The 24,239-nt window shown below is 70.5% G+C and carries 21 protein-coding genes; 19 read left to right on the forward strand and 2 right to left on the reverse strand.

Annotated features, from left to right (window positions below):
* Positions 1-18 precede the first annotated feature (18 nt).
* The 9 genes from Q8A52_RS07480 (at position 19) to Q8A52_RS07520 (ending at position 10,680) form a co-directional block, all read left to right on the forward strand.
* Positions 19-1,041 (forward strand): DNA-directed RNA polymerase subunit alpha, encoded by a 1,023-nt coding sequence (locus Q8A52_RS07480; protein ID WP_003966937.1) that lies wholly within the window; start codon positions 19-21, stop codon positions 1,039-1,041.
* A gap of 189 nt (positions 1,042-1,230) precedes the next feature.
* Positions 1,231-1,728 carry a 50S ribosomal protein L17 gene (gene rplQ / locus Q8A52_RS07485; RefSeq protein WP_316747357.1) on the forward strand — a complete coding sequence of 166 codons (498 nt, stop codon included), beginning with the start codon at positions 1,231-1,233 and terminating at the stop codon, positions 1,726-1,728.
* Positions 1,729-1,799: 71 nt separating this feature from the next.
* On the forward strand, positions 1,800-2,666 hold the full coding sequence (gene truA, locus Q8A52_RS07490) for a tRNA pseudouridine(38-40) synthase TruA (protein ID WP_316747359.1): 867 nt from the start codon (positions 1,800-1,802) through the stop codon (positions 2,664-2,666).
* A gap of 199 nt (positions 2,667-2,865) precedes the next feature.
* Positions 2,866-4,479 carry a glycosyltransferase family 2 protein gene (locus tag Q8A52_RS07495; RefSeq protein ID WP_316747361.1) on the forward strand — a complete coding sequence of 538 codons (1,614 nt, stop codon included), beginning with the start codon at positions 2,866-2,868 and terminating at the stop codon, positions 4,477-4,479.
* Complete coding sequence (locus Q8A52_RS07500) at positions 4,476-5,474, forward strand: glycoside hydrolase family 26 protein (protein ID WP_316747363.1); 999 nt, start codon at positions 4,476-4,478, stop codon at positions 5,472-5,474. The genes Q8A52_RS07495 and Q8A52_RS07500 overlap by 4 nt, the downstream gene beginning before the upstream one ends.
* Complete coding sequence (locus tag Q8A52_RS07505) at positions 5,471-7,048, forward strand: hypothetical protein (RefSeq protein ID WP_316747365.1); 1,578 nt, start codon at positions 5,471-5,473, stop codon at positions 7,046-7,048. The genes Q8A52_RS07500 and Q8A52_RS07505 overlap by 4 nt, the downstream gene beginning before the upstream one ends.
* Complete coding sequence (locus Q8A52_RS07510; RefSeq protein WP_316747368.1) at positions 7,045-8,568, forward strand: glycosyltransferase family 39 protein; 1,524 nt, start codon at positions 7,045-7,047, stop codon at positions 8,566-8,568. Before Q8A52_RS07505 ends, Q8A52_RS07510 begins: the two co-directional genes overlap by 4 nt.
* A gap of 57 nt (positions 8,569-8,625) precedes the next feature.
* Positions 8,626-9,927 carry a UDP-glucose dehydrogenase family protein gene (locus Q8A52_RS07515; protein WP_316747370.1) on the forward strand — a complete coding sequence of 434 codons (1,302 nt, stop codon included), beginning with the start codon at positions 8,626-8,628 and terminating at the stop codon, positions 9,925-9,927.
* A 3-nt stretch (positions 9,928-9,930) separates the two neighbouring features.
* Positions 9,931-10,680 carry a polyprenol monophosphomannose synthase gene (locus tag Q8A52_RS07520; RefSeq protein ID WP_316747372.1) on the forward strand — a complete coding sequence of 250 codons (750 nt, stop codon included), beginning with the start codon at positions 9,931-9,933 and terminating at the stop codon, positions 10,678-10,680.
* Positions 10,681-10,695: 15 nt separating this feature from the next.
* Here Q8A52_RS07520 and Q8A52_RS07525 read toward each other — a convergent pair whose 3' ends face one another.
* Positions 10,696-11,574 (reverse strand): hypothetical protein, encoded by an 879-nt coding sequence (locus Q8A52_RS07525; RefSeq protein ID WP_316747374.1) that lies wholly within the window; start codon positions 11,572-11,574, stop codon positions 10,696-10,698.
* A 645-nt stretch (positions 11,575-12,219) separates the two neighbouring features.
* Here Q8A52_RS07525 and rplM point away from each other — a divergent pair.
* The 3 genes from rplM (at position 12,220) to glmM (ending at position 14,800) form a co-directional block, all read left to right on the forward strand.
* Positions 12,220-12,663 (forward strand): 50S ribosomal protein L13, encoded by a 444-nt coding sequence (gene rplM / locus Q8A52_RS07530; protein WP_316747376.1) that lies wholly within the window; start codon positions 12,220-12,222, stop codon positions 12,661-12,663.
* Between the two features lie 42 nt (positions 12,664-12,705).
* The gene (gene rpsI, locus Q8A52_RS07535; protein ID WP_030745279.1) at positions 12,706-13,218 is read left to right on the forward strand and encodes a 30S ribosomal protein S9; all 513 of its coding nucleotides are present in this window, start codon (positions 12,706-12,708) and stop codon (positions 13,216-13,218) included.
* Between the two features lie 223 nt (positions 13,219-13,441).
* Positions 13,442-14,800, forward strand: coding sequence for a phosphoglucosamine mutase (glmM, locus tag Q8A52_RS07540; RefSeq protein WP_316747380.1), 1,359 nt, complete (start codon positions 13,442-13,444; stop codon positions 14,798-14,800).
* A gap of 112 nt (positions 14,801-14,912) precedes the next feature.
* On the opposite strand, the gene coaA is transcribed toward glmM, so the two are convergent.
* The gene (gene coaA / locus Q8A52_RS07545) at positions 14,913-15,881 is read right to left on the reverse strand and encodes a type I pantothenate kinase (protein ID WP_408649154.1); all 969 of its coding nucleotides are present in this window, start codon (positions 15,879-15,881) and stop codon (positions 14,913-14,915) included.
* A gap of 336 nt (positions 15,882-16,217) precedes the next feature.
* On the opposite strand from coaA, the gene glmS reads away from it, so the two are divergent.
* The 7 genes from glmS (at position 16,218) to tsaE (ending at position 24,208) form a co-directional block, all read left to right on the forward strand.
* Positions 16,218-18,065, forward strand: a complete 1,848-nt coding sequence (gene glmS / locus Q8A52_RS07550) for a glutamine--fructose-6-phosphate transaminase (isomerizing) (protein WP_316747384.1) — start codon at positions 16,218-16,220, stop codon at positions 18,063-18,065.
* Positions 18,066-18,264: 199 nt separating this feature from the next.
* Positions 18,265-18,636: a holo-ACP synthase gene (locus Q8A52_RS07555; protein WP_316747386.1), complete on the forward strand. Its 372-nt coding sequence runs from the start codon at positions 18,265-18,267 to the stop codon at positions 18,634-18,636.
* Positions 18,637-18,699: 63 nt separating this feature from the next.
* Entirely contained in the window at positions 18,700-20,130 is a 1,431-nt protein-coding gene (locus Q8A52_RS07560) for an NAD(P)H-hydrate dehydratase (RefSeq protein ID WP_316747388.1), read from the forward strand.
* A 101-nt stretch (positions 20,131-20,231) separates the two neighbouring features.
* Positions 20,232-21,146 (forward strand): L,D-transpeptidase family protein, encoded by a 915-nt coding sequence (locus Q8A52_RS07565; protein ID WP_316747390.1) that lies wholly within the window; start codon positions 20,232-20,234, stop codon positions 21,144-21,146.
* Positions 21,147-21,194: 48 nt separating this feature from the next.
* Positions 21,195-22,382: an alanine racemase gene (gene alr, locus Q8A52_RS07570; protein ID WP_316747392.1), complete on the forward strand. Its 1,188-nt coding sequence runs from the start codon at positions 21,195-21,197 to the stop codon at positions 22,380-22,382.
* A gap of 94 nt (positions 22,383-22,476) precedes the next feature.
* Positions 22,477-23,730 (forward strand): alpha/beta fold hydrolase, encoded by a 1,254-nt coding sequence (locus tag Q8A52_RS07575; protein WP_316747394.1) that lies wholly within the window; start codon positions 22,477-22,479, stop codon positions 23,728-23,730.
* A complete protein-coding gene (tsaE, locus tag Q8A52_RS07580) occupies positions 23,693-24,208 on the forward strand; it encodes a tRNA (adenosine(37)-N6)-threonylcarbamoyltransferase complex ATPase subunit type 1 TsaE (RefSeq protein WP_316747396.1) in 516 nt (171 codons plus the stop codon). Before Q8A52_RS07575 ends, tsaE begins: the two co-directional genes overlap by 38 nt.
* Positions 24,209-24,239 lie beyond the last annotated feature (31 nt).

Here is a 24,239-nt window from a genome sequence, read left to right on the forward strand (position 1 = left end):
GAAGGATCTGATCCACACATGCTGATCGCTCAGCGTCCCTCGTTGACCGAAGAGGTCGTCGACGAGTTCCGCTCCCGGTTCGTGATCGAGCCGCTGGAGCCGGGCTTCGGCTACACCCTCGGCAACTCCCTGCGTCGTACTCTCCTGTCGTCGATCCCGGGTGCGGCGGTCACGTCCATCCGTATCGACGGCGTCCTGCACGAGTTCACCACCGTGCCGGGCGTCAAGGAGGACGTCACCGACCTGATCCTCAACATCAAGCAGCTGGTCGTCTCCTCGGAGCACGACGAGCCGGTCGTGATGTACCTGCGCAAGCAGGGCCCGGGTCTGGTCACCGCCGCCGACATCGCGCCCCCGGCCGGTGTCGAGGTGCACAACCCCGACCTGGTCCTCGCCACGCTCAACGGCAAGGGCAAGCTGGAGATGGAGCTGACCGTCGAGCGCGGTCGCGGCTACGTCTCCGCCGTGCAGAACAAGCAGGTGGGCCAGGAGATCGGCCGTATCCCGGTCGACTCCATCTACAGCCCGGTGCTGAAGGTCACGTACAAGGTCGAGGCGACCCGTGTCGAGCAGCGCACCGACTTCGACAAGCTGATCGTCGACGTCGAGACGAAGCAGGCCATGCGTCCGCGTGACGCCATGGCGTCGGCCGGCAAGACCCTGGTCGAGCTGTTCGGTCTCGCCCGCGAGCTGAACATCGACGCCGAGGGCATCGACATGGGTCCGTCCCCGACGGACGCCGCGCTTGCCGCGGACCTCGCTCTGCCGATCGAGGAGCTGGAGCTCACCGTTCGGTCCTACAACTGCCTCAAGCGTGAGGGCATCCACTCCGTGGGTGAGCTCGTTGCCCGCTCCGAGGCCGACCTCCTCGACATCCGCAACTTCGGTGCGAAGTCGATCGACGAGGTCAAGGCGAAGCTGGCCGGCATGGGCCTGGCCCTGAAGGACAGCCCGCCCGGATTCGACCCGACCGCCGCCGCGGACGCCTTCGGCGCGGACGACGACGCAGACGCCGGGTTCGTCGAGACCGAGCAGTACTGAGAGCTCGGGACCGACTGCCGGTTCTTGGCTGCGGGACCGTTGTGATTGGTCGCGCAGTTTCCCGCGCCCCTGGGGGCGCGGGGACTCCGGGTGTCCGAAAGGGCACCCGGATCTTCGACAGACAACCGTCTGCTCGGATACTGACCCCGGTACCTGACACGGCCGGGGCAGACACACAGGAGAAGAACAATGCCGAAGCCCACCAAGGGTGCCCGTCTGGGCGGCAGCGCCGCGCACGAGAAGCTGCTCCTCGCGAACCTCGCGAAGTCGCTGTTCGAGCACGGCCGTATCACCACCACCGAGGCGAAGGCCCGCCGCCTGCGCCCGTACGCCGAGCGTCTGATCACCAAGGCGAAGAAGGGTGACCTTCACAACCGCCGTCAGGTGCTCCAGGTCATCACGGACAAGGGCATCGTCCACACGCTCTTCACCGAGATCGGCCCGCGTTACGAGAACCGTCCGGGTGGCTACACCCGCATCACCAAGATCGGTAACCGCCGTGGCGACAACGCGCCCATGGCTGTGATCGAGCTGGTCGAGGCGCTGACGGTGCAGCAGAAGGCCGTGGGTGAGGCCGAGGCCGCCACCAAGCGTGCGGTCAAGGAGGCCGACGAGGCCAAGGTCGAGGAGACCAAGGCCGACGAGGTCGTCGAGGACGCGGCTGGTGAAGGCGACAAGGACGCCTGAGGCTCTGCCTGCAGTGAACGGGTCCGCCCTTCGGGGCGGGCCCGTTCCGCGTTTCCTGAGAGGATCCAGGAGTGAGTGACGAAGTACAGCCCGGCCACGTCCGTATCCGCCTCGACCTGTCCTACGACGGCACGGACTTCCACGGCTGGGCCAAGCAGGCCGGCGGCAGGCGGACCGTGCAGGGGGAGATCGAGGACGCCCTGCGCACGGTGACCCGCTCGGGGGGCACGACGTACGAGCTGACCGTCGCCGGGCGGACCGACGCCGGGGTGCACGCCCGGGGTCAGGTCGCGCATGTCGATCTGCCCGAACAGGTCTGGCGTGAGCACCACGAGAAGCTGCTCAAGCGGCTCGCCGGGCGGCTGCCCAAGGACGTACGGGTGTGGGCCCTCAGGGAGGCGCCCAGCGGTTTCAACGCCCGTTTCTCGGCGGTCTGGCGGCGTTATGCGTACCGGGTCACCGACAACCCCGGCGGTGTCGACCCGCTGCTGCGCAACCATGTCCTGTGGCACGACTGGCCGCTCGACGTGGGCGCCATGAACGAGGCCGCCCGGCGGCTCCTCGGGGAGCACGACTTCGCCGCCTACTGCAAGAAGCGCGAGGGCGCGACCACGATCCGTACGCTCCAGGAGCTGAGCCTGGTGCGCGGGGGCGACGGGATCATCACCGCCACCGTCCGGGCCGACGCCTTCTGCCACAACATGGTGCGCTCGCTGATCGGGGCGCTGCTGTTCGTGGGGGACGGGCACCGGGCGCCCGACTGGCCGGGGAAGGTGCTCGCGGCGGGGGTCCGGGACTCGGCGGTGCATGTCGTACGGCCGCACGGGCTGACCCTGGAAGAGGTCGGCTATCCCGCCGACGAACTGCTGGCCGCGCGGAACAAGGAGGCGCGGAACAAGCGGACACTGAGCGTGGCGGGCGGCTGCGAAACCTGTTAGTTGCCTGTATTTCACAAGAATATAACGGTCATGTCAGGACTTACCTGGCGTAAGTCCCTTGTCGCCTCTTACGTCGTTCTTACAGTTCGGTTAGTCTTGCCCGGTGCGGCCCCGTGTTCGATTCGGGGTCGTTTTTGGTGGGGGTAACACGGGTTCTCGGGCCCGGAGGGTAGGAATGTCATCCATTGACTCTGCCCGCATGGCCGAGGCGGCCGGCGCTGGGGGGCGCCGGGCCGCACGGCACGGAGGACGGCGTGGCGGTGCCGAGCGGGCACCGCTCGGGCTGCTGCCCGCGCCTCCCACGCATGCGGAGAAGTACTCGTACGTGAAGCGGCGGCTGTGGGTGCTGACGCTGGCGTCGATCGTCAGCTTCGGCTGTCTGACCGTCAGCCAGATCGCGCTCGCCCAGGCCTCGCCGCTCACCTGGATCTTTGCGCCGCCGTTGTTCTTCACGGTCGTCTACTACCTGATCTCGCTGCGCGTCAACGGCTTCACCAGGGACTTCGACTTCGACCACCACCAGCGGCTGGTGCGCGGCTGGCGGCCCGCGGTCTATCCGAGCGTCGATGTCTTCCTGCCGGTGTGCGGGGAGCCGATCGAGGTGCTGCACAACACCTGGAGCCATGTGCGGCAGCTGGCCGACCGGTACCCGGGGACGTGTGTGCCCTTCGTGCTCGACGACGGTGCCAGCCCCGAGCTGGAGGCGATGGCCCGCGACTTCGGCTTCCGCTACGGGGTCCGGGAGAACCGCGGCTGGTTCAAGAAGGCCGGCAACCTGCACTTCGGGTTCGACCAGTCCGACGGCAAGTACATCCTCATCCTCGACGCCGACTTCACGCCGCGCTCCGACCTCCTGGAGGAGCTGCTGCCGTACATGGAGACGGACGAGCGCATCGGCATCGTGCAGTCCCCGCAGTACTTCCGGGTCCTCGACTCGCAGAACTGGATCGAGCGGGGCGCGGGCGCGGTCCAGGAGCTCTTCTACCGGTCCGTGCAGGTCTCCCGGCAGAACAGCGAGGGGGCGATCTGCGTGGGCTCCTGTGCCATCTACCGGCGGGCGGCCCTGGAGACCAACGGCGGTACGACCCTCATCGAGCACTCCGAGGACGTGCACACCGGGTTCGATCTGCGCGGGCTCGGCTGGGACCTGAAGTACGTGCCGGTCGCGCTGTCGACGGGCGTGTGCCCGGACACCGCCGGTGCCTTCTTCAACCAGCAGTACCGCTGGTGCTCGGGCTCCATGTCGCTGCTCGGCAGCAAGAAGTTCTGGGACGCGCAGATACGTTTCTCCAGCCGTCTCTGCTACATGTCCGGCTTCTTCTACTACATCCACACGGCGCTGTTCACCTTCATCGCGCCGCTCGTGCCCATCGTGCTGCTGCTGACCAGCCCCGAGATGCTCCAGGTCAAGCATCTGGTGTGGGTGCTGCCCAGCATCCTCTACACCACCGTGATCTTCCCGATGTGGCACAAGGCGCCGTACCGGCTGGAGGCCTGGTCGGCGCGGATGATGTACGGCTGGGCGCACGTCTTCGCCATCTGGGACATCCTGCGCAAGCAGCGGATGGGCTGGCAGCCGACCGGCTCCAAGGGCGCCAAGAAGAACAAGACCCGGCGCTTCTGGCTGGGGCTGTGGATCTGGGGCGGCGGCACCGCCGCGGTCTGGGTCGGCGCCGCCGTGTACCGGCTGTTCACCGGCTTCCCGCCGGACTTCGCCCTCGTCCTGTCCTCCGGGCTGTTCTATGCGCTGGTCGTGGCCCGCGCGCTGATCCAGCCCAAGGAACACCGTGCCCTCGCAGGTGACGCAGCATGATCCGAAGATTTCTCCGCCCCCTCGCCGTGGCCCTGCTGACCGCCACGGCAGCCTCCGGCTGCGGCCTGCTCGGGGGCTCCGGCGACCCGGCCGCCGACGCCGCCCGTGAGCCGTCCGCCTCCGCGACGGCCGCGCAGCGGCTGCCGTACGACGTGAAGCCGCTGCTGCACCCGAAGAAGGAGTACTTCGGGGTCGCGGTCGACGGCGCGCCCAGCTCGACGAAGCCCGTGGACGCCTTCGCGAGGACTGTCGGCAAGCAGCCGAACATGGTCGGCTCCTACTCCTCCTGGGGCGACGGCTTCAACGCCCACGGCGCCCAGAACGTGTTCGACGACGGCGGGCTGCTGTATGTGTCCTGGGAGCCGTTCCCCGGGCTCGACAAGATCGCCGACGGGTCTCAGGACACGTACATCAAGAAGTACGCGCAGAGCGTCCGCGAGACGAACGTCCCCGTCGCGATCAGCTTCGGGCACGAGATGAACGGTCACTGGTACCCGTGGGGGACCAAGGACACCACGGCCGTGACCTTCGTGAAGGCCTGGCGGCACATCCACGACCTCTTCCAGGACGTCGGCGCCACCAACGTGATCTGGGTGTGGAGTCCCAACGTCGTCAACCCGGTGCCGTCCGTGAAGCTGAAGCCGTACTGGCCCGGTGACGCCTACGTCGACTGGGTCGGCATCGTCGGCTACTGGACCACGACCGGCGCCCACACCTTCGACACCCTCTACGGGCCGACCCGGCGCCAGGTGGCCGCGTTCACCGACAAGCCGGTGCTGATCAGCGAGACCTCGGCGGAGCCGGGGGAGCGGCGGCGCGCCGATGTGCGCGGACTGCTCCAGGGCGTCGCGCAGGACGACGACGTCATCGGCTTCCTGTGGTTCAACATCCCCAAGCGGGCCGACTGGCGCATCCAGAGCAGCCCGCTCGCCCTGGCCGAGTTCAAGCGCCTCATCGCGGACGACGCCTTCGGATTCGAGGTGCCGCGCTCATGAGCACGCCCCCCTATGGGCAGGGCAGGCAGCAGTACCCGCCGTACTACGGCGCCCAGCCGTACTACGACGAGCACTACTACGGCGGCGGTCAGCAGCAGACGTACGACCCCCGCGTCTCCTACGCCGCCGACCCCGAGGAACCGGACGCCGACTACTACGTCCCGCACTACACCGTCCTCGACCCAGAGCCGGAGCCCGAGCCCGAGCCCGGCTATGTGCTGCCGGAGGTCCCGGTGTCGGCCTGGTCGGTGGACAACAGCCGCTCGGCGTGGATCAGCCGTGGCGCGCTGCTGCTGATCCTGCTGGTGCAGGCCGGGCTGTCCTACCGGCTCGACGGGAGCGCCTTCGCGCAGGAGGCGAAGTTCCTGCTGTCCGACGGGCCCGTGTCGGGCGTGCTGGCCGGCACCGGTCTCGCCGGGGCCCGGGCGCTGAGCCTGGTCTGGGCCCTGGGGGCGACGGCCCTGGTGTTCGGCGCGACCCGGCTGCTGTTCAACCCGCGCGCCGGTCTCGCGGCCGCCGCCATGTACTCCGTACTGGAGTCGACAGCCTTCACCGGCCGCTACGCCTCCCTGCACTCCCTGTCGCTGTTCCTGCTCGCGGCCGCCCTGTGGCTGCTGGCCAAGACCCGGCAGGCCGGCCCGGCGGCCGTGCTGCTCGCGGCTCCCTTCGCCGCGCTGGCGCCGTTCGCCGCGTACTCGGCCGCGCTGTATCTGCCGACGCTGACCGTGCTCGCCGTACTGACCGCCTACCGCTTCCGCGGCGCCGGTGCGCTCGCGCGCGGCGCCCTGTTCGCGGTGGCCACCGGAGCCCTGTGCTTCGCGGGCGTGACCCTGCACGGCATGCCGCGGGGCTGGAACGCACACGGCACACAGGGCGTGGCGGGCCTGCTGACGGACAGCGCCGAGTGGGGCGGGCTCGTCCTGCTGGTCGCCGTGATCGGCGCCGTCGGTTACGCCCGGCGGGCCCGCATGGGCGAGATGCCGTGGGCCGAGGGCGAGGCCCCGGGCACGGTCCGCAGGTCGGCCCTGGGCCTGACGATGTGCGCCACCGCCCTGCTCGCCCCGCTCTACCAGGCCTGGCTCGGCAACGGCAGCTCGCTCCACATCCACCTCGGCTTCGGCCTGCTCTTCGCGGTGCCGATGGCGGGCCTGGGTGTCTCGCGGATGATGGGCGCCCACTTCCGGTACCCGCAGATCGGCATCATGATCTACGTTGCCGCGCTGGTCGTCGGCATGGCGCAGACGCGCGACCTGTACCGGCCGCCGGACTCGGCCGGGATGATCGGCGCCCTGCGCCAAGTGGCCGACGCCAAGGGCAGCTATCTGACCGACGACCCGGAGATCTCCGCGTACTACCTCCGCGCACAGACCGAGCCCGGCCAGTGGCACCCGGCACCGCGGGGCACGGCCCTCGCGGCCGCCGTGAAGAAGGGCTCGTACGACGCGATCGTGCTGCGGGCCGCCGCCGTGCCCGGGCAGCTGCGCGGGGCCGAGCACTACCGGCTGCTGGCCGTGCTCCGGCCGTCCGGCGAGGACGCCGGTCAGGCGCCGTACCGGATCTGGGTGAAGCGATGACGACGGACACACGGACCGCGCCGGCTGCCCCGGAGACCGGCGGCCACCGGGCGCGCAGACGCCGTTCCGGCGGCAAGGGCTCCGCGCTGCTCGTCTTCGCGCTTCCCACACTGGTCGCGCTGGCCTGTGTGCTGCCCGGTCTCGGGCAGCGCCAGCTGTGGCGCGACGAGCACGCCACCTGGTGGGCCTCCACGCTGTCCTGGCACTACCTGGGCCGGCTGATCGACAACATCGACGTCGTCTTCACGCCGTACTACGCGTCCATGCACCTGTGGATCGCGGTGGCCGGCGACTCCCCGGCCGCGCTGCGGCTGCCGCAGGCGCTGGCGATGGGGGTCTCGGCCGGTCTGGTCGGGCTCCTCGGGCGGCGGATGTTCGCGGTGCGCACCGGGCTGCTCGCCGGACTGCTGTTCGCGGTGGTCCCGGCGATCACGCGATACGGGCAGGAGACCCGGCCGTACGCCTTCGCGACGCTCTTCGCCCTGCTGGCCACGCTGCTTCTGCTGCGTGTGCTGGACCGGCCGAGCCTCAAGGGCTGGACGCTGTACGCGCTGGCGATCGCGGCCACCGGCTTCGGCCATCTGGTCGCGATGTCGGTGCTCGCCGGGCACCTGGGGCTGGTGATCCTGGCCAGGCGGCGCGGCGACCGCATCGCGCACTACGCCTTCGCGGGTGCCGCGCTGCTCGGCGTGTCGATCACCTTCCCGATGGTGGCGCAGGGCACCGGGCAGAGCGGCCAGATCGCCTGGAACACCACCACGACTCAGGACCTGCTCGACTTCCCGGAGACCCTGTTCGGGTCGTGGATCACGGGCGGCGCGGTCATGGGCGCCGGCGTGTTCGGGCTGCTGCTGGCCCGCCGGTACGCCCTGCTGCTCGGCGCCTGGGCGGTACTGCCGCCGGTCCTCACCTTCCTGACCGCCGACCAGCTCCACCTCTTCCTGCCGCGCTATCTCCTCTTCACCATCCCGGCGTGGACGCTGCTGGTGGCGGCGGCCGTCACCCGGCTCGCCGGGCGGCTCGACCCACAGGCCCGCAGGGGTGCGGGAGCGCACGTGTTCGGCGGAGCGCTGGTGACCGCGGTCGCGGCGGCGTACGCCTTCGTCGCCTGGCCGGGGATCGGGGACGCGAAGAAGGACCTGCCGATGGAGCCGGACTACCGGGCCGCGGCGAAGGTCGTCGCGGCGGGGGAGAAGCCCGGCGACGGGATGGTCTTCAACGGCGGAATGTCGGAGCGCCGGGCCATGGCGTACGAAATGCGGGACCGCAAGGCGCCCAGGGACGTGCTCATGGAGTGGACCCCGCAGCAGAACGGCTCGTACGGCGCCAGCGAGTGCAAGCGCCCGGCCCGCTGCCTCAAGGGTGTCGACCGGCTCTGGCTGATCTCCACGATCAGCGACGGGCGCCCGCTGCTCACCGGCATGGACGAGAAGACGGCGGCCGTGCTGGAGAAGGACTTCGAGGCCGTGCGCACGGTCAGGCTGAACCACGTCGTGGTGCGGGTGCTGGACCGCACGTAGCGGCAGCGGCACACGAGCGCAAAGAACCAAGGACACGCAGTAAGGAGGCCGCGCGGCATGCGGCTCACTGTCATCGGCACCGGCTACCTCGGTGCCACCCACGCCGCCTGCATGGCGGAACTCGGCCACGAGGTGCTCGGCGTCGACGTCGACCCCGACAAGGTCGCCGCGCTGCGGGCGGGGCGGGTGCCCTTCCACGAGCCGGGGCTGCCCGAGCTGATCGCGAAGCACACGGCGAGCGGCCGACTCCGCTTCACCACTTCCTACGAGGAGGCCGGCGCCTTCGGCGAGGTGCACTTCGTCTGCGTCGGCACCCCCCAGCTCAAGGACTCCGAGGGCGCGGACCTGACCTACGTGGACGCGGCCTTCGCGGCGATCGCGGAGCATACGGCGCCGGACGCCCTGCTGGTCGGCAAGTCGACGGTGCCGGTGGGGACGGCGGGGCGGCTGGCGGCGGCGTACGACGCCGAGGTCGCGTGGAATCCGGAGTTCCTGCGGGAGGGCTTCGCGATCGAGGACACGCTGCGCCCGGACCGGCTGGTGTTCGGCGTGGGGTCGGCCCGTGCCGAAACGATTCTGCGCGCGGTGTACCAACCCGTCCTCGCCGCCGGTACCCCGGCCGTGACCGCCGACTTCCCGACGGCCGAGCTGGTGAAGACGGCCGCGAACGCCTTCCTCGCGACGAAGATCTCCTTCATCAACGCGATGGCGGAGGTCTGCGAGGCCGCGGGCGGCGACGTCACGAAGCTCTCCGAGGCGCTCGGCCACGACGACCGGATCGGCCGCCGTTTCCTGCGCTCCGGTATCGGCTTCGGCGGCGGCTGCCTGCCCAAGGACATCCGCGCCTTCGCCCACCGCGCCGACGAGCTCGGCGTCTCCCTGGCCTTTCTGCGCGAGGTCGACGCGATCAACATGCGGCGCCGGGACCGTGCGGTGGAGCTGGCGCGCGAGCTGTGCGGGGGAGACGTGCTGGGCGCCCGCATCGCGGTCCTGGGCGCGGCCTTCAAGCCCGACTCGGACGACATCCGCGACTCGCCCGCACTGAACGTGGCGGCCCGGCTCAGACTCGACGGGGCCGACGTCACGGTGTACGACCCGGCGGCGATGGACAACGCCCGCAAGGCGTTCCCGCTGCTCGGGTACGCGGTGTCGGCCGAGGAGGCGCTGGGCGGGGCCGACCTGGTCCTGCATCTGACCGAGTGGGCGCAGTTCCGGGCGATCGACCCGGAGCGGGCCCGGTCGCTGGTGCGCCGCCCGCGGATCGTGGACGGCAGGGGAGGGCTCGACGCGGACCGCTGGACCGCGGCGGGCTGGCGGTTCTCGGCGCTGGGTAGACCCGCGCCGAATGGGGAGGGATAAGAAATGGACGAGTCGTACCGGGACGCTCGGGTCACCGTGGTGATGCCGACGTACAACGAGGCGGCGAACCTGCCGCGGATGGCCGAGGCGGTGCTGGGGCTGCCGCTGGAGGCCCTCCATCTGAAGATCGTCGACGACTCCAGCCCGGACGGCACGGGCCGGATCGCCGAGGAACTGGCGGAGAAGTACAACGCCGACGGCCGGCACCGGATGAGCGTGCTGCACCGGACCGAGAAGGACGGACTGGGGAGGGCGTACACGGCCGGCATGAGCGCCGCGCTGGAGGAGGGTGCCGGGTACGTCGTCCAGATGGACGCCGACGGCAGCCATCCCGTGGAGGCGGTGCCGCGGATGCTCGAGGCGGCGGTGACGTCCGGGGCGGGCCTGGCCGTGGGCAGCCGCTATGTCGAGGGCGGCTCACTCGACGAGGATTGGGGAGCGCACCGGGTCCTGCTGTCCCGTTTCGCCAACGCGTACGCGCGCGCCGTGCTGGGCACGCGCATCCACGACATCACGGCGGGCTTCAACCTGTGGTCGGCTAGGACCCTGCGGGACGTGGACCTGTCCTCGCTGGACAGCGCGGGCTACAGCTTCCAGGTCGAGCTCAAGTACAAGGCCGTACGGGCCGGACACGGCGCCGTCGAGATCCCGATCCGCTTCGCGGAGCGGACCGAGGGCGTCTCGAAGATGACCCTGCGGACGCAGCTGGAGTCGGCGGTGGTGCCGATCCGGCTGCGGCTGAAGAAGAAGTAGCAGGGACGGTCGGCGCTATCCGTTGGCGGCGGCCGAGGCCTGGGCCTCACCGCGTCGGCGGATCTGCCGGAAGGTGAACTCGGCCAGGTCGTCGCCGGTGCTGAAGACCTTCGTGTCCTTGGTCGTCACGTCCTTGCCGCTGGTGAAGCCGGCGATCGTGAAGTAGGCATAGCGGCCGTAGGCGTTGGTCGTGGAGCGGCAGATCGCCGAGTCGCAGAAGGACTTGATGCCCTTGCCGGCGAGCGACTTCACGATGCTCTGCTTGTCGGCCTGGCCCTTGGCCTTGGCGGCCTCGGCCTCGGTGTCGAAGACGGCGACGCCGACGGTCACCGCGACTCCGTCCTTGGTGTAGCTGACGCGCAGCAGGCGGGTGCAGCCGTTGCCGCTGAGGACCTTGGGGAGGGTGCCCTGCGCGGCCGAGGCGCAGTTCTTCGTGTCGGCCGTGGCGCCCTTCTTGTAGACCGTCTCGCCCATGGTCAGCTGGGTGCCCGGGAAGAGGGTCTCGGCGCTGAGCGGTGCCGTGTCCTTCTTCGCGCTGGATATGAAGTCCTTCGGGTCCAGCGGCGGCGGGGCGCTCGTGGGTGCGAAGGACGGTGCCGGGGCCGACGAGTCGCTGGGTATGGAGGCGCTCGCGGGCAGGTTGGTCGGCCGGCCCGAGGCGTTGTTGTCGCCGTTCGCCGACACCACGGCCATGGCGACGGCCGCGCCGATCGCCACGGTGGCTATCGCGCCGCCGCCGATGAACAGCACTCTGCGCCGCTTGTTCCGCGTCTCCGAGGCCTCGGCGAGCGCGGCCCAGTCCGGGGTCTGGTCGGCGCCGCTGTTCCAGCGCTGCTGAGACTGCGGTTTCCAGGGATCCCACTGGGACTGGGGTCCCCCCTGCCCATAACTCATGGGGCGCATCTTAGACGGGGGACCGGGGGTGCAGGTGCGCCTCTACGAGAGGCGATAGTGGACCTTTCAGTGCAGGGCGAGACATCTCACCCAGGCGCCTGAGCGGGGCCGATTCCGGCCGGCGGGGGAGCGGGAAGCGGGCGCCTCGGGGCAGACCGGGCGGCAGATGGGACGTCCGGTCGCGATCGCGTCACACGGAGTGGCAGCCGAGGGTGGCGCGAAAATTCGCGGGAGAAGAGCAACGCCGACCCCGGACCCGTGCCCGAGGTCGAGTGGGAGGAATGGGCCAGCCGAATGTCCGTAATGCCATGATTTGCCGGGCCTCGGTGTGGCCCAAACCACCCGAGTCCCGCCGCGGGCCACACGTCGGGGGTGCCCGGAATCCGGCCTGCACTGGTTGTTCGAGTCGGCGGAGCCCGGCGGCAGCGGACCCGTTTTGACCGGGGTGCCGCGCCCCAGGTATTCTGCCTCTTCGTTGTGTATTGGCTTGCTCATTCTCACGGGACGGGCCCTTACACCGGTCCACCGGGCCGATGACCAGCGACCAGCACGCGGTTTGCGTCACCGCAGTGCGGTCAGGGCTGTCGTGATCGTCTTCGGTGACCTTGTCAGGACCATTCACTGAAGAAGCGAAGGCTACGAACCGTGCGTACGTACAGCCCCAAGCCCGGCGATGTGACGCGCCAGTGGCACGTCATTGACGCTCAGGACGTCGTCCTGGGCCGTCTCGCCACCACCGCAGCGACCCTCCTCCGGGGCAAGCACAAGCCGATCTACGCCCCCCACGTCGACGCTGGTGACTTCGTCATCATCATCAACGCCGACAAGGTGCACCTGTCCGGCAACAAGCGGACCCAGAAGATGGCGTACCGCCACTCGGGCTACCCGGGTGGTCTGCGCTCCGTCCGCTACGACGAGCTGCTGGACAAGAACCCCGAGAAGGCCGTCGAGAAGGCCGTCAAGGGCATGCTCCCCAAGAACTCCCTGGGCCGTCAGATGCTCTCCAAGCTGAAGGTCTACTCGGGCGACCAGCACCCGCACGCTGCCCAGCAGCCGGTGCCGTTCGAGATCACCCAGGTCGCGCAGTAAGTCCGGCCACCCCCTAAGACCGAAGAGAATCTGAGGAGAATCGTGGCCGAGACCACTGCCGAGCAGCCGCTCGAAGAGCTTGACATCGACAGCTACACCACCGAGTCCGAGGTTCCGGTGGAGGGTGAGTACACCTCCGAGTCCCTCGCCTCGCGTTTCGGTGAGCCCCAGCCGGCCGCCGGCCTGGGTCGTCGCAAGAACGCCATTGCCCGCGTCCGGATCGTCCCGGGCACCGGCAAGTGGAAGATCAACGGTCGCACCCTCGAGGACTACTTCCCGAACAAGGTGCACCAGCAGGAAGTCAACGAGCCCTTCAAGGTGCTCGAGCTCGAGGGTCGCTACGACATCATCGCCCGCATCGCGGGTGGCGGTGTCTCCGGCCAGGCCGGTGCGCTCCGTCTCGGTGTCGCCCGTGCGCTGAACGAGGCCGACGTCGACAACAACCGCGGCCCGCTCAAGAAGGCCGGCTTCCTCAAGCGCGACGACCGTGCGGTCGAGCGCAAGAAGGCCGGTCTGAAGAAGGCACGCAAGGCCCCGCAGTACAGCAAGCGCTAATCTTCGCTGCCTGCTCGTACTCCGAACGCCCCGGCGGCACGCCACAGTGCCGCCGGGGCGTTCGTTTATCACACAGACTTGGGTCTAATGGCACAAGACGCTCAAAGGCTTGTGTGACCGGATGTTCAGGCATGGAATGCCTGGGATGCGGAGCCGCACCGAGACGGCATCGAACCATCGACTGCCTACGGCTTCCGAAACTGACGCTTCCTCAGGAGGACAAGTGGGACGACTCTTCGGCACGGACGGCGTGCGCGGCGTCGCCAACGCGGACCTGACGGCCGAGATGGCGCTCGGCCTGTCCGTCGCGGCGGCGCACGTGCTGGCCGAGGCGGGCACCTTCGAGGGCCACAGGCCGAAGGCGGTGGTCGGACGGGACCCGCGCGCGTCCGGGGAGTTCCTGGAAGCCGCCATGGTCGCGGGCCTGGCGAGCGCGGGCGTGGACGTGCTGCGCGTCGGTGTGCTCCCGACGCCCGCGGTGGCGTACCTCACCGGCGCGCTCGGCGCGGACCTCGGTGTGATGCTCTCCGCGAGCCACAACGCCATGCCCGACAACGGCATCAAGTTCTTCGCCCGCGGTGGCCACAAGCTCGCCGACGAGCTGGAGGACAAGATCGAGGCCGTCTACGAGTCCCACCGGCACGGTGAGCCCTGGGAGCGGCCCACCGGCGCGGGCGTCGGGCGGGTGCGCTCGTACGACGAGGGCTTCGAGCAGTACGTCGCCCACCTCCTCGGCGTACTCCCCAACCGTCTCGACGGGCTGAAGATCGTCCTCGACGAGGCGCACGGCGCGGCCGCCGGTGTCTCGCCCGAGGCCTTCGCGCGGGCCGGTGCCGAGGTCGTCACCATCGGTGCCGAGCCGGACGGCCTCAACATCAACGCCGGCTGCGGCTCCACCCACCTGGACAAGCTGAAGGCCGCCGTCGTCGAGCACGGCGCCGACCTCGGCATTGCGCACGACGGCGACGCCGACCGGTGCCTCGCCGTGGACCACACCGGCGAAGAGGTGGACGGCGACCAGATCCTGGCCGTGCTCGCGCTGGCGATGCGGGAGCGTTCCGCACTGCGCTCCGACACCGTCGTCGCGACCGTGATGTCGAATCTGGGCTTCAAGCTGGCCATGGAGCGCGAGGGCATCCACCTCGTGCAGACCGCCGTCGGCGACCGCTACGTCCTGGAGGAGATGAAGGAGCACGACTTCGCCCTCGGCGGCGAACAGTCGGGTCACGTCATCATCCTCGATCACGCCACCACCGGCGACGGCACGCTGACCGGCCTGCTGCTGGCGGCGCGGGTCGCGCAGACCGGTCGTACGCTGCGGGACCTCGCGTCGGTCATGGAGCGGCTGCCCCAGGTGCTCATCAACGTCCCGGACGTCGACAAGGCGCGCGTCGGCACCTCCGCCGACCTGGCGGCGGCGATCGCCGAGGCCGAGCACGAACTCGGCGCCACCGGGCGGGTGCTGCTGCGTCCGTCGGGCACCGAGCCGCTGGTGCGCGTGATGGTGGAGGCCGCCGACATCGAACAGGCGCAGTCGGTCGCCGGCCGTCTGGCCGACGCCGTGAAGTCGGCGCTGGGATAGCCGGCCGTACCGGGCAAAGGGGCTGGGTTCTGCCGTCCGCGGGCCGACCGCAGGGTGTCCGCGGCCGGTCGCGCAGTTCCCCGCGCCCCTGGACCGGCTGAAGCCGGGTCGGCTACAGCTTGCGCAGCCGCAGTCGCTGCACCTTGTGGTCCTGGCCCTTGCGGACGACCAGGGTGGCGCGGCCGCGGGTGGGGGCGATGTTCTCCACCAGGTTCGGCTTGTTGATCATCCGCCACTGCGTACGGGCGTAGTCGAGGGCCTCCTCCTCGGACACCTGCGTGTACTTGCGGAAGTACGAGTCCGGCTTCTGGAAGGCCGTCTGGCGCAGCTTCTTGAACCGGTTGAGATACCAGCGCTCGATGTCCTCGGCGCTCGCGTCGACGTACACGCTGAAGTCGAAGTAGTCCGCGAGACCGACCCGGGTGCGGCCGTCCTTGCCGGGCAGGGCGGGCTGGAGGACGTTCAGCCCCTCGACGATGAGGATGTCGGGGCGGCGGACGGTGAGCTTCTTGTCCGGGACGATGTCGTAGATCAGGTGGGAGTAGACGGGGGCCGTCACCTCGTCCTTGCCGGCCTTGATGTCGGCGACGAAGCGGGTCAGCGCGCGCCGGTCGTACGACTCGGGGAACCCTTTCCGGGACATCAGGCCGCGGGCCTCCAGCTCCCTGGTGGGCAGCAGGAAGCCGTCCGTCGTCACCAGCTCCACGCGCGGGTGCTCGGGCCAGCGGGAGAGGAGGGCCTGGAGCAGACGGGCCACGGTGGACTTCCCGACCGCCACCGAGCCGGCGACTCCTATGACGAAGGGGGTGCCCGACTGGGACCCCTGCTCGCCGAGGAACGTGTTCAGCGCCCCTCTGAGTCCGTCGGTGGCACCGACGTAGAGATTGAGCAGCCGGGACAGCGGGAGATAGATGTCCCGCACCTCGTCGAGGTCGATGACATCGCCGAGGCCACGCAGCTTCTCGACCTCTTCAGCGGTGAGCGGCAGCGGCGTCTTGTCGCGCAGCGCGCTCCACTCGGCACGGGTGAGGTCGACGTAGGGAGTCACCTCCGGCCGGGACCGGTGGGCGCTCCGGGGCATCGAGGAGATCGGAGAGATCACAGTCCATTGTTAACGGAGTTTGAACGGGATGGTGGGTGGGGTCGGTCACGCCCGGTCCGGACTCCATCGGGCATCCACGGACACTCGTGCTGGCCGGGAGCGGGGAGCGCAGAAGCTGCTGGACATCCTGGCCCAGTTGCACGGCCTTGGACCGGTTGAACTCGTCGACCGCTCGAGAGCAAAGATGGCTGAATTTCCATTCCCGGTGAGCGAGTGCGCCCACTCGCCGGAAGGGGTCGTACGACGGTGGGAATTTCCGATTTCGGGTACGCGGCGGCTACTTTCACACCGGCGTCGGCCCATAGGCTGCGGCACATGTGCGGAATTGTGGGATACGTGGGGTCGCAGTCGGCGCTCGATGTCGTGATGGCCGGGCTGAAACGGCTCGAATACAGGGGGTACGACTCGGGGGGCGTCGCCGTGCTGGCGGACGGCGGTCTTGCCACCGCGAAGAAGGCGGGGAAGCTGGTCAATCTGGAGAAGGAGCTGGTCGAGCGGCCGCTGCCGAGCGGTACGACTGGTATCGGGCACACCCGTTGGGCCACGCACGGCGGTCCGACCGACGCGAACGCCCACCCGCACTTGGACAACGCGGGCCGGGTCGCGGTCGTGCACAACGGGATCATCGAGAATTTCGCGCTGCTGCGGGCCGAGCTGGCGGAGCGCGGGCATGAGCTGGCCTCCGAGACGGACACCGAGGTGGTCGCCCATCTGCTCGCCGAGGAGTTCTCCGTGACCTCCGACCTCGCGGAGGCGATGCGGCTGGTGTGCCGGCGGCTGGAGGGTGCGTTCACGCTGGTCGCGGCGCATGCCGATGCGCCGGACGTGGTCGTGGGCGCGCGGCGGAACTCACCGCTCGTGGTGGGCGTCGGCGAGGGCGAGGCCTTTCTCGCCTCGGACGTCGCCGCCTTCATCGACCACACGCGGTCGGCGGTCGAGCTGGGCCAGGACCAGGTGGTGGAGCTGCGCCGGGACGGCGTGACGGTGACCGGCTTCGACGGCCGTCCGGCGGAGGTGCGCTCCTATCACATCGACTGGGACGCGTCGGCAGCGGAAAAGGGGGGTTATGACTACTTCATGCTCAAGGAGATCGCCGAGCAGCCCAAGGCGGTCGCCGATACGCTCCTTGGCCGCATCGACGCGGCCGGCTCGCTGACCCTGGACGAGGTCCGCATCAGCGCCGCCGAGCTGCGCGAGGTGGACAAGGTCGTCATCGTCGCGTGCGGCACGGCCTTCCACGCGGGGTTGATCGCCAAGTACGCCATCGAGCACTGGACGCGCATCCCGTGCGAGGTGGAACTGGCCAGCGAGTTCCGTTACCGGGACCCGATCCTCGACTCACGCAGCCTGGTCATCGCCATCTCGCAGTCCGGCGAGACCATGGACACCCTGATGGCCCTGAGGCACGCCCGCGAACAGGGCTCCAAGGTGCTGGCGATCTGCAACACCAACGGCTCGACGATCCCGCGAGAGTCGGACGCGGTCCTGTACACGCACGCCGGGCCGGAGGTCGCGGTCGCCTCGACCAAGGCGTTCCTGACCCAGCTGGTGGCCTGCTACCTGGTCGCGCTGTACCTCGGCCAGGTGCGGGGCACCAAGTGGGGCGACGAGATCGGCGTCGTGATCCGGGACCTGTCGAAGATCTCGTGCGAGGTCGAGCGGGTCCTGGAGACCATGGAGCCGGTACGCGCGCTGGCCCGCACGCTCGCCACCAAGAACACGGTGCTCTTCCTTGGGCGGCACGTGGGCTACCCGGTGGCTCTGGAAGGTGCCCTCAAGCTCAAGGAACTCGCCTATATGCACGCCGAGGGCTTCGCCGCGGGTGAGCTGAAGCACGGGCCGATCGCGCTGATCGAGGAGGACCTCCCGGTGGTGGTCGTCGTCCCCTCACCGCGCGGCCGGTCCGTCCTCCACGACAAGATCGTCTCCAACATCCAGGAGATCCGTGCCCGGGGCGCGCGCACGATCGTGATCGCGGAGGAGGGCGACGAGGCGGTGGTCCCGTACGCGGATCACTTGATCCGGATTCCGGCTACGCCGACGCTGCTCCAGCCGCTGGTGGCGACGGTGCCGTTGCAGGTCTTCGCGTGCGAGTTGGCTACCGCCCGGGGGAACGAGGTGGATCAGCCTCGGAACCTGGCGAAGTCGGTGACGGTGGAGTAGCCGGGGTTTTTCAGGGCTTCCATGAAGTTCCCGCACGGTCGAGCGGGCCGAGGATCTGTTCGCCGAGGACCCCGACGTTCCGGGGACCAGCCCTGCGCAGGCCTGAGCGTTGGCCGATCAGCAGCTGCCTGCGCACCAGGCCGATCCGGTCACAGGGGAGCCGAGCCCGCGGTCGCCTGGCGGATCGTAGAGTGCCCGGATGAGCATCATCGGGGTTGGTATCGACGTGGCCGAGATCGACCGGTTCCGGGCGTCGCTGGACCGTACGCCCGGGCTGGCCGATCGGCTCTTCGTGGAGAGCGAGTTGTATCTGCCCAGCGGTGAGCGGCGTGGCATCGCCTCGCTCGCGGCGCGGTTCGCGGCGAAGGAGGCGCTTGCCAAGGCCCTCGGGGCCCCGCCGGGGCTGCACTGGGTCGACGCCGAGGTGTACGTCGAGGACAGTGGGCAGCCACGGCTGCGGGTGAAGGGGACGGTGGCGGCGCGTGCGGCGGAGCTCGGGGTGCAGTCCTGGCACGTCTCGCTGAGCCATGACGCCGGGGTGGCGTCGGCGGTGGTGGTCGCGGAGGGGTAGCGCTTGGGGTAGGGGTGTAGGGCCAGTACCGGTCCTGCCGCACAACCGAGGGAGACTCACGGCATGCGTACCGCTTACAGCGTCGAGACGGTCAGGGCTGCCGAGCGGGAGCTGATGGCCCGGCTCCCCGAGGGCGCCCTCATGCAACGCGCCGCCGCCGGACTGGCCGCCGCCTGCGCGGACCTGCTCGGGCGGGTGTACGGCACCCGGGTCGTCCTGCTGGTCGGCAGCGGCGACAACGGCGGTGACGCGCTGTACGCCGGGGCCCGGCTCGCCCGGCGCGGGGCCGGGGTGACGGCCGTACTGCTCGTTCCCGACCGGGTGCACAGTGGCGGGCTCGCTGCGCTGCGCCGGGTCGGCGGTAGGGCCGTCCGGGCCGATGCCGCCGAGGGGCTCATCGAGCGGGCCGATCTTGTTGTCGACGGGATCGTCGGGATCGGTGGCAAGGGCGGGTTGCGGCCGGAGGCGGCCGCGCTGGCCGTCGCGGCCGAGCGGTCCCGGGCCGCCGTCGTCGCCGTCGATCTGCCCAGCGGCGTCGAGGCGGACACCGGGGAAGTGCGGGGAGCCGCCGTCCGGGCCGATCTGACGGTGACCTTCGGGACGCACAAGCCGGGGCTGCTCATCGACCCCGCGCGGGAGTACGCCGGGTCCGTGCGGCTCGTCGACATCGGTCTCGAGCTGTCCGCCGAGCCCGAGTTGGAGGCGTTGCAGCACGCGGACCTTGCCCGGATGCTGCCGGTGCCCGCGGCGGAGAGCGACAAGTACCGGCGGGGTGTCGTCGGGGTCGCCGCGGGGTCCGCGCGGTATCCGGGGGCGGCCGTGCTCGCCGTCGCCGGGGCGCTGCGGGGCGGGGCGGGGGCCGTACGGTACGTCGGTCCGGCCGGCGACGCGGTGATCGCCCGCTTCCCCGAGACGCTGGTCTCCGACCGCGGACCCCACAAGGCGGGGCGGGTGCAGGCCTGGGTCGTGGGGCCGGGTGCCGGGGACGACGCGGTGACCGTGGCGGAGGTACTGGGGGAAGACGTGCCCGTGCTGGTCGACGCGGACGGGCTGCGGCTGGCGGACCGTGGCGCGGTGCGCGGACGTACGGCGCCGACGCTGATGACACCGCACGCGGGGGAGGCCGCGGCGCTGCTCGGCGTCTCGCGTGCGGAGGTCGAGGCGGGCCGGCTTGCGGCGGTGCGGGAGTTGGCCTCGCGGTACGGCGCGACCGTGCTGCTGAAGGGGTCGACCACCGCCGTGGCGGACGCGGGCGGCGGCGCCGTACGGGTGAACGCGACCGGGACGTCCTGGCTCGCCACGGCCGGGAGCGGGGATGTGCTGTCCGGACTGACGGGCTCGCTGCTCGCGGCCGGGCTCTCGGCCCTGGACGCGGGGAGCGCGGCGGCGTATCTGCACGGACTGGCCGGCCGGTACGCGGCGGACGGGGCTCCGGCGGGGGCGCATGACGTGGCGGAGGCGATCCCGGAGGCTTGGCGGGACGTGCGGGACTGAGAGGTCTGGAGGGACGTGCCGGACTGAAGCGGGTCCACCCGTCGGGTGACCTGACCGCGCGGCTCCCCGGATCAGGAGCGGCGACACGTTTGTCTGATCGCATGATCTGCAGACGAATCGAGCTCGGCAGGCGCGTCAAACACCGGGGCATGGCCGTGCTGCTCGCGGCGGCGACCGCACTCCCCGTCGCCGGCACCGCCACGGCCGTCCCCTCCGGGTCCCCGGCGGCGGGCGGTCCGGAGACCGGGCTGGTGCCCGGTGTGGCGCCGGGGCCGTCGCAGCCCTGGCAGATCGACACGCCCGACCAGATGCTGCCGCCGAAGGTGTACCGGCCCACCAAGAAGGAGGACTCCGCCGAGCCGCGGGACGCGGCGAAGGGGACGTACGACCTCATCGAGTACGTCCCGCTGGCCGACGCCGTCGCCCGGGTGAGCTGCAGCAAGCAGGCAGGTCCCTACCAGCGCCAGGTCGAGCGGTGGCTGAAGCGCAAGGTGGACGGCAAGCAGTCCGCGGCGGACTGCAAGGCCATCCGGGCCTTTCAGAAGAAGTACAAGATCAAGCCCGCGAGCGGCTTCGCGGGACCCGTCACCTGGTCCCGGATGATGCTCATTTCGGCGCGGAAGAACCCAAATTCGGCCAAGAAATGCCCTGTACGTACGTACCGTGTCGCCTGCGTCGACCTCAGCCGGCAGCTGACCTGGGTGCAGAAGGGCCGCAAAGTGGTCTTCGGACCGGTGCCGATGCGCAGCGGGCGGGCCGGGTACCGGACCAGGAGCGGATGGCACACGGTCTACTGGAAGCACAAGAACCACTGGTCGACGCTCTACAACCAGCCCATGCCCTATGCCCAGTTCTTCAGTGGCGGACAGGCCTTCCACGCCGTCTACGGCAGCATCTACACCACCGTCGGCTCCTGGGGCTGCGTCAATCTCACCCTGCCCGACGCGCGCAAGCTGTGGGACGTGCTGAAGAAGGGCGACCGGGTGTACGTGTGGGGCCGTCGGCCGGGCACGTAGGGCCTGCGAGCCGGGGCCGTCACAGGCCTCTGAGACACTGGGGGCGCGATGAGTAAGACAGCACCTGCGCCGACCGCGCCCCTGCGCGCCCGCGCCGAGATCGACCTGGCCGCCCTGCGGGCCAACGTGCGGACCCTGCGCGCCCTCGCGCCGGGCGCGGCCCTGATGGCCGTGGTGAAGTCCGACGCGTACGGCCACGGGGCGGTGCGCTGTGCCCGCGCGGCCGTCGAGGCGGGGGCCACCTGGGTCGGCACGGCCACGCCCGAGGAGGCGCTCGCGCTGCGCGCCGACGCCGGGCTGCCGCCGCACGTGCGCGTCATGTGCTGGCTGTGGACCCCGGGCGGGCCCTGGCGTGAGGCCATCGAGGCGGACGTGGACGTGTCCCTCAGCGGCATGTGGGCCCTGCGGGAGGTCACGGAGGCGGCCCGCGCCGCCGGTGCGCCCGCGCGCGTGCAGCTCAAGGCCGACACCGGTCTGGGGCGCAACGGCTGCCAGCCCGGCGCGGACTGGGCCGAACTCGTCGGCGCGGCCCTGAGCGCCGAGCGGGAGGGACTCGTCCGGATCACCGGGCTGTGGTCCCACTTCGCCTGCGCGGACGAGCCGGGTCATCCGTCCATCGACGCCCAGCTCACCCTGTTCCGGGAGATGGTGGCGTACGCCGAGGAGCGGGGCGTCCGCCCCGAGGTGCGGCACATCGCCAACTCCCCGGCCACGCTCACCCTTCCCGAGACCCACTTCGACCTCGTGCGCGCCGGGATCGCCCTGTACGGCGTCTCGCCCAGCCCCGAGATCGGCACCCCGGCCGACTTCGGTCTGCGCCCGGTGATGACGCTGTCGGCGTCGCTGGCGCTGGTGAAGCACGTTCCGGGGGGTCACGGCGTCAGTTACGGGCATCACTACATCACCTCGGGCGAGACCACCCTCGGTCTGGTGCCCGTCGGTTACGCGGACGGCATCCCCCGGCATGCCTCCGGGACCGGCCCGGTCCTGGTCGCCGGCAAGTGGCGCACGGTCGCGGGCCGGGTCGCGATGGACCAGTTCGTGGTCGATCTCGGCGGGGACCAGCCCGAGGCCGGCTCCGAGGCGGTCCTGTTCGGGCCCGGCGACCGCGGCGAACCCACCGCCGAGGACTGGGCACAGGCCTCGGGCACGATCGCGTACGAAATCGTCACGCGGATCGGAACGCGCGTTCCTCGCGTCTATGTGAACGGGGAACAAGACGGGCAGGACGGGTAACCCGCACGGGGGGCCGGTACCGGTGCGCACCGGATAAGAGCTACACCCGCATCACCCACCCAGCGAACTGCAGTACGGCGAAGAGGAGCGGTACGTGAGCGAGAGCAGTGCGGAGGCCGTCGCGGACGCCGCTGCGGCGGCCGTCGCCTCCGCCACGGGGGCGGCCGGGAGCTGGCGCAGGGCGACCGGCATCGCCGGTACCGCGATAGGTGTGCTCGCCGCGGGCGCGGCCGCCGGTGTCGCGATCGAGCGGATGACCGTGGGCCGCGGGATGCGCAGGAAGGCCCGGCTGGCACTGGACTCGGCGGGGCCGTACGGCGCGCTGCGGGGCACACCGGGCAAGGCGATCGCGGACGACGGCACCGAGCTGTACTACGAGGTCGACGACGTCGAGCCGGAGGGCGGACCGGCGCCCCGGCGCCGCCGGCTCTTCGGCCGCAAGGCGCCCGCCCCGGTCACGGTGGTCTTCAGCCACGGCTACTGCCTCAGCCAGGACTCCTGGCACTTCCAGCGGGCGGCGCTGCGCGGCGTCGTACGGACCGTGCACTGGGACCAGCGCAGCCACGGGCGGTCCGCGCGGGGTGCGGCCCAGAGCCGGGACGAGGCGCCGGTCACCATCGACCAGCTCGGCCGCGACCTCAAGGCCGTCATCGACGCGGCCGTGCCCGACGGGCCGATCGTGCTGGTCGGGCACTCCATGGGCGGCATGACGGTGATGGCCCTGGCCGCCCAGTACCCGGAGCTCATCCGCGACCGGGTCGTGGCCACCGCCCTGGTCGGCACGTCGTCCGGGCGGCTCGGCGAGGTCAACTTCGGGCTGCCGCTCGCCGGTGTGAACGCGGTGCGCCGGGTGCTGCCCGGAGTGCTGAAGGCGCTCGGCACACAGGCGGCGCTGGTGGAGAAGGGGCGCCGGGCCACGGCCGACCTGTTCGCCGGGGTCATCAAGCGGTACTCGTTCGCGTCCCGGGACATCGACCCGGCGATCGAGCGGTTCGCCGAGCGCATGATCGAGTCCACGCCGATCGACGTGGTCGCCGAGTTCTACCCGGCCTTCAACGACCACGACAAGACCGAGGCCCTGGCCCGGTTCGCGGACATGCCGGTCCTGGTGCTGGCCGGGGTCCAGGATCTCGTCACGCCCAGCGAGCACAGCGAGGTCATCGCCGATCTGCTGCCCGACGCAGAACTCGTCCTCGTCCCGGACGCCGGGCATCTGGTCATGCTCGAACACCCGGAAGTGGTCACCGACCGGCTCGCCGACCTGCTCACCCGCGCGGGTGCCGTGCCCGCAGGGGCTACCGTAAGTGGCTATGGAAGCAGCACCAGCAGCGCCGCACGACCCGGCTGAGACCGAGCTGATCATCAACGCTCCCGAGCAGATGCGGGAGTTGGGCCGTCGCCTGGCCAAGCTGCTGCGCTCGGGCGACCTCGTGATGCTCAGCGGGGAGCTCGGCGCGGGCAAGACGACGCTCACCCGTGGGCTCGGCGAGGGGCTCGGTGTGCGGGGCGCGGTCACCTCCCCGACCTTCGTGATCGCCCGGGTGCACCCGTCCCTGGGCGACGGACCGCCGCTCGTCCACGTCGACGCGTACCGGCTGGCGGGCGGCCTGGACGAGATGGAGGACCTGGACCTCGACGTCTCGCTGCCCGATTCGGTGATCGTCGTGGAGTGGGGCGAGGGCAAGGTCGAGGAGCTGACCGACGACCGGCTGCAGGTGGTGATCCACCGGGCGGTCGGCGACACCACCGACGAGGTTCGGCATGTGACGCTCACCGGGCTCGGCGGGCGGTGGGCCGACGTCGACCTCGGAGTGCTGTCGGCCTGAGCGGCCCGCAGAGATTCCGACAAGCCGTCGG

This window comes from Streptomyces herbicida, assembly GCF_032656585.1.
In the GTDB taxonomy this organism is placed as follows: Bacteria; Actinomycetota; Actinomycetes; order Streptomycetales; family Streptomycetaceae; genus Streptomyces; species Streptomyces herbicida.

What these genes read in the sequence shown, in the direction of transcription:
- Q8A52_RS07480 (WP_003966937.1), top strand. Translation starts at nt 19, where the DNA reads ATGCTGATCGCTCAGCGTCCCTCGTTGACCGAAGAGGTCGTCGACGAG.
- rplQ (WP_316747357.1), top strand. Translation starts at nt 1,231, where the DNA reads ATGCCGAAGCCCACCAAGGGTGCCCGTCTGGGCGGCAGCGCCGCGCAC.
- Q8A52_RS07495 (WP_316747361.1), top strand. Translation starts at nt 2,866, where the DNA reads ATGGCCGAGGCGGCCGGCGCTGGGGGGCGCCGGGCCGCACGGCACGGA.
- Q8A52_RS07500 (WP_316747363.1), top strand. Translation starts at nt 4,476, where the DNA reads ATGATCCGAAGATTTCTCCGCCCCCTCGCCGTGGCCCTGCTGACCGCC.
- Q8A52_RS07505 (WP_316747365.1), top strand. Translation starts at nt 5,471, where the DNA reads ATGAGCACGCCCCCCTATGGGCAGGGCAGGCAGCAGTACCCGCCGTAC.
- Q8A52_RS07510 (WP_316747368.1), top strand. Translation starts at nt 7,045, where the DNA reads ATGACGACGGACACACGGACCGCGCCGGCTGCCCCGGAGACCGGCGGC.
- Q8A52_RS07515 (WP_316747370.1), top strand. Translation starts at nt 8,626, where the DNA reads ATGCGGCTCACTGTCATCGGCACCGGCTACCTCGGTGCCACCCACGCC.
- Q8A52_RS07520 (WP_316747372.1), top strand. Translation starts at nt 9,931, where the DNA reads ATGGACGAGTCGTACCGGGACGCTCGGGTCACCGTGGTGATGCCGACG.
- Q8A52_RS07525 (WP_316747374.1), bottom strand. Translation starts at nt 11,574, where the DNA reads ATGAGTTATGGGCAGGGGGGACCCCAGTCCCAGTGGGATCCCTGGAAA.
- coaA (WP_408649154.1), bottom strand. Translation starts at nt 15,881, where the DNA reads ATGCCCCGGAGCGCCCACCGGTCCCGGCCGGAGGTGACTCCCTACGTC.
- glmS (WP_316747384.1), top strand. Translation starts at nt 16,218, where the DNA reads ATGTGCGGAATTGTGGGATACGTGGGGTCGCAGTCGGCGCTCGATGTC.
- Q8A52_RS07555 (WP_316747386.1), top strand. Translation starts at nt 18,265, where the DNA reads ATGAGCATCATCGGGGTTGGTATCGACGTGGCCGAGATCGACCGGTTC.
- Q8A52_RS07560 (WP_316747388.1), top strand. Translation starts at nt 18,700, where the DNA reads ATGCGTACCGCTTACAGCGTCGAGACGGTCAGGGCTGCCGAGCGGGAG.
- Q8A52_RS07565 (WP_316747390.1), top strand. Translation starts at nt 20,232, where the DNA reads ATGATCTGCAGACGAATCGAGCTCGGCAGGCGCGTCAAACACCGGGGC.
- alr (WP_316747392.1), top strand. Translation starts at nt 21,195, where the DNA reads ATGAGTAAGACAGCACCTGCGCCGACCGCGCCCCTGCGCGCCCGCGCC.
- tsaE (WP_316747396.1), top strand. Translation starts at nt 23,693, where the DNA reads ATGGAAGCAGCACCAGCAGCGCCGCACGACCCGGCTGAGACCGAGCTG.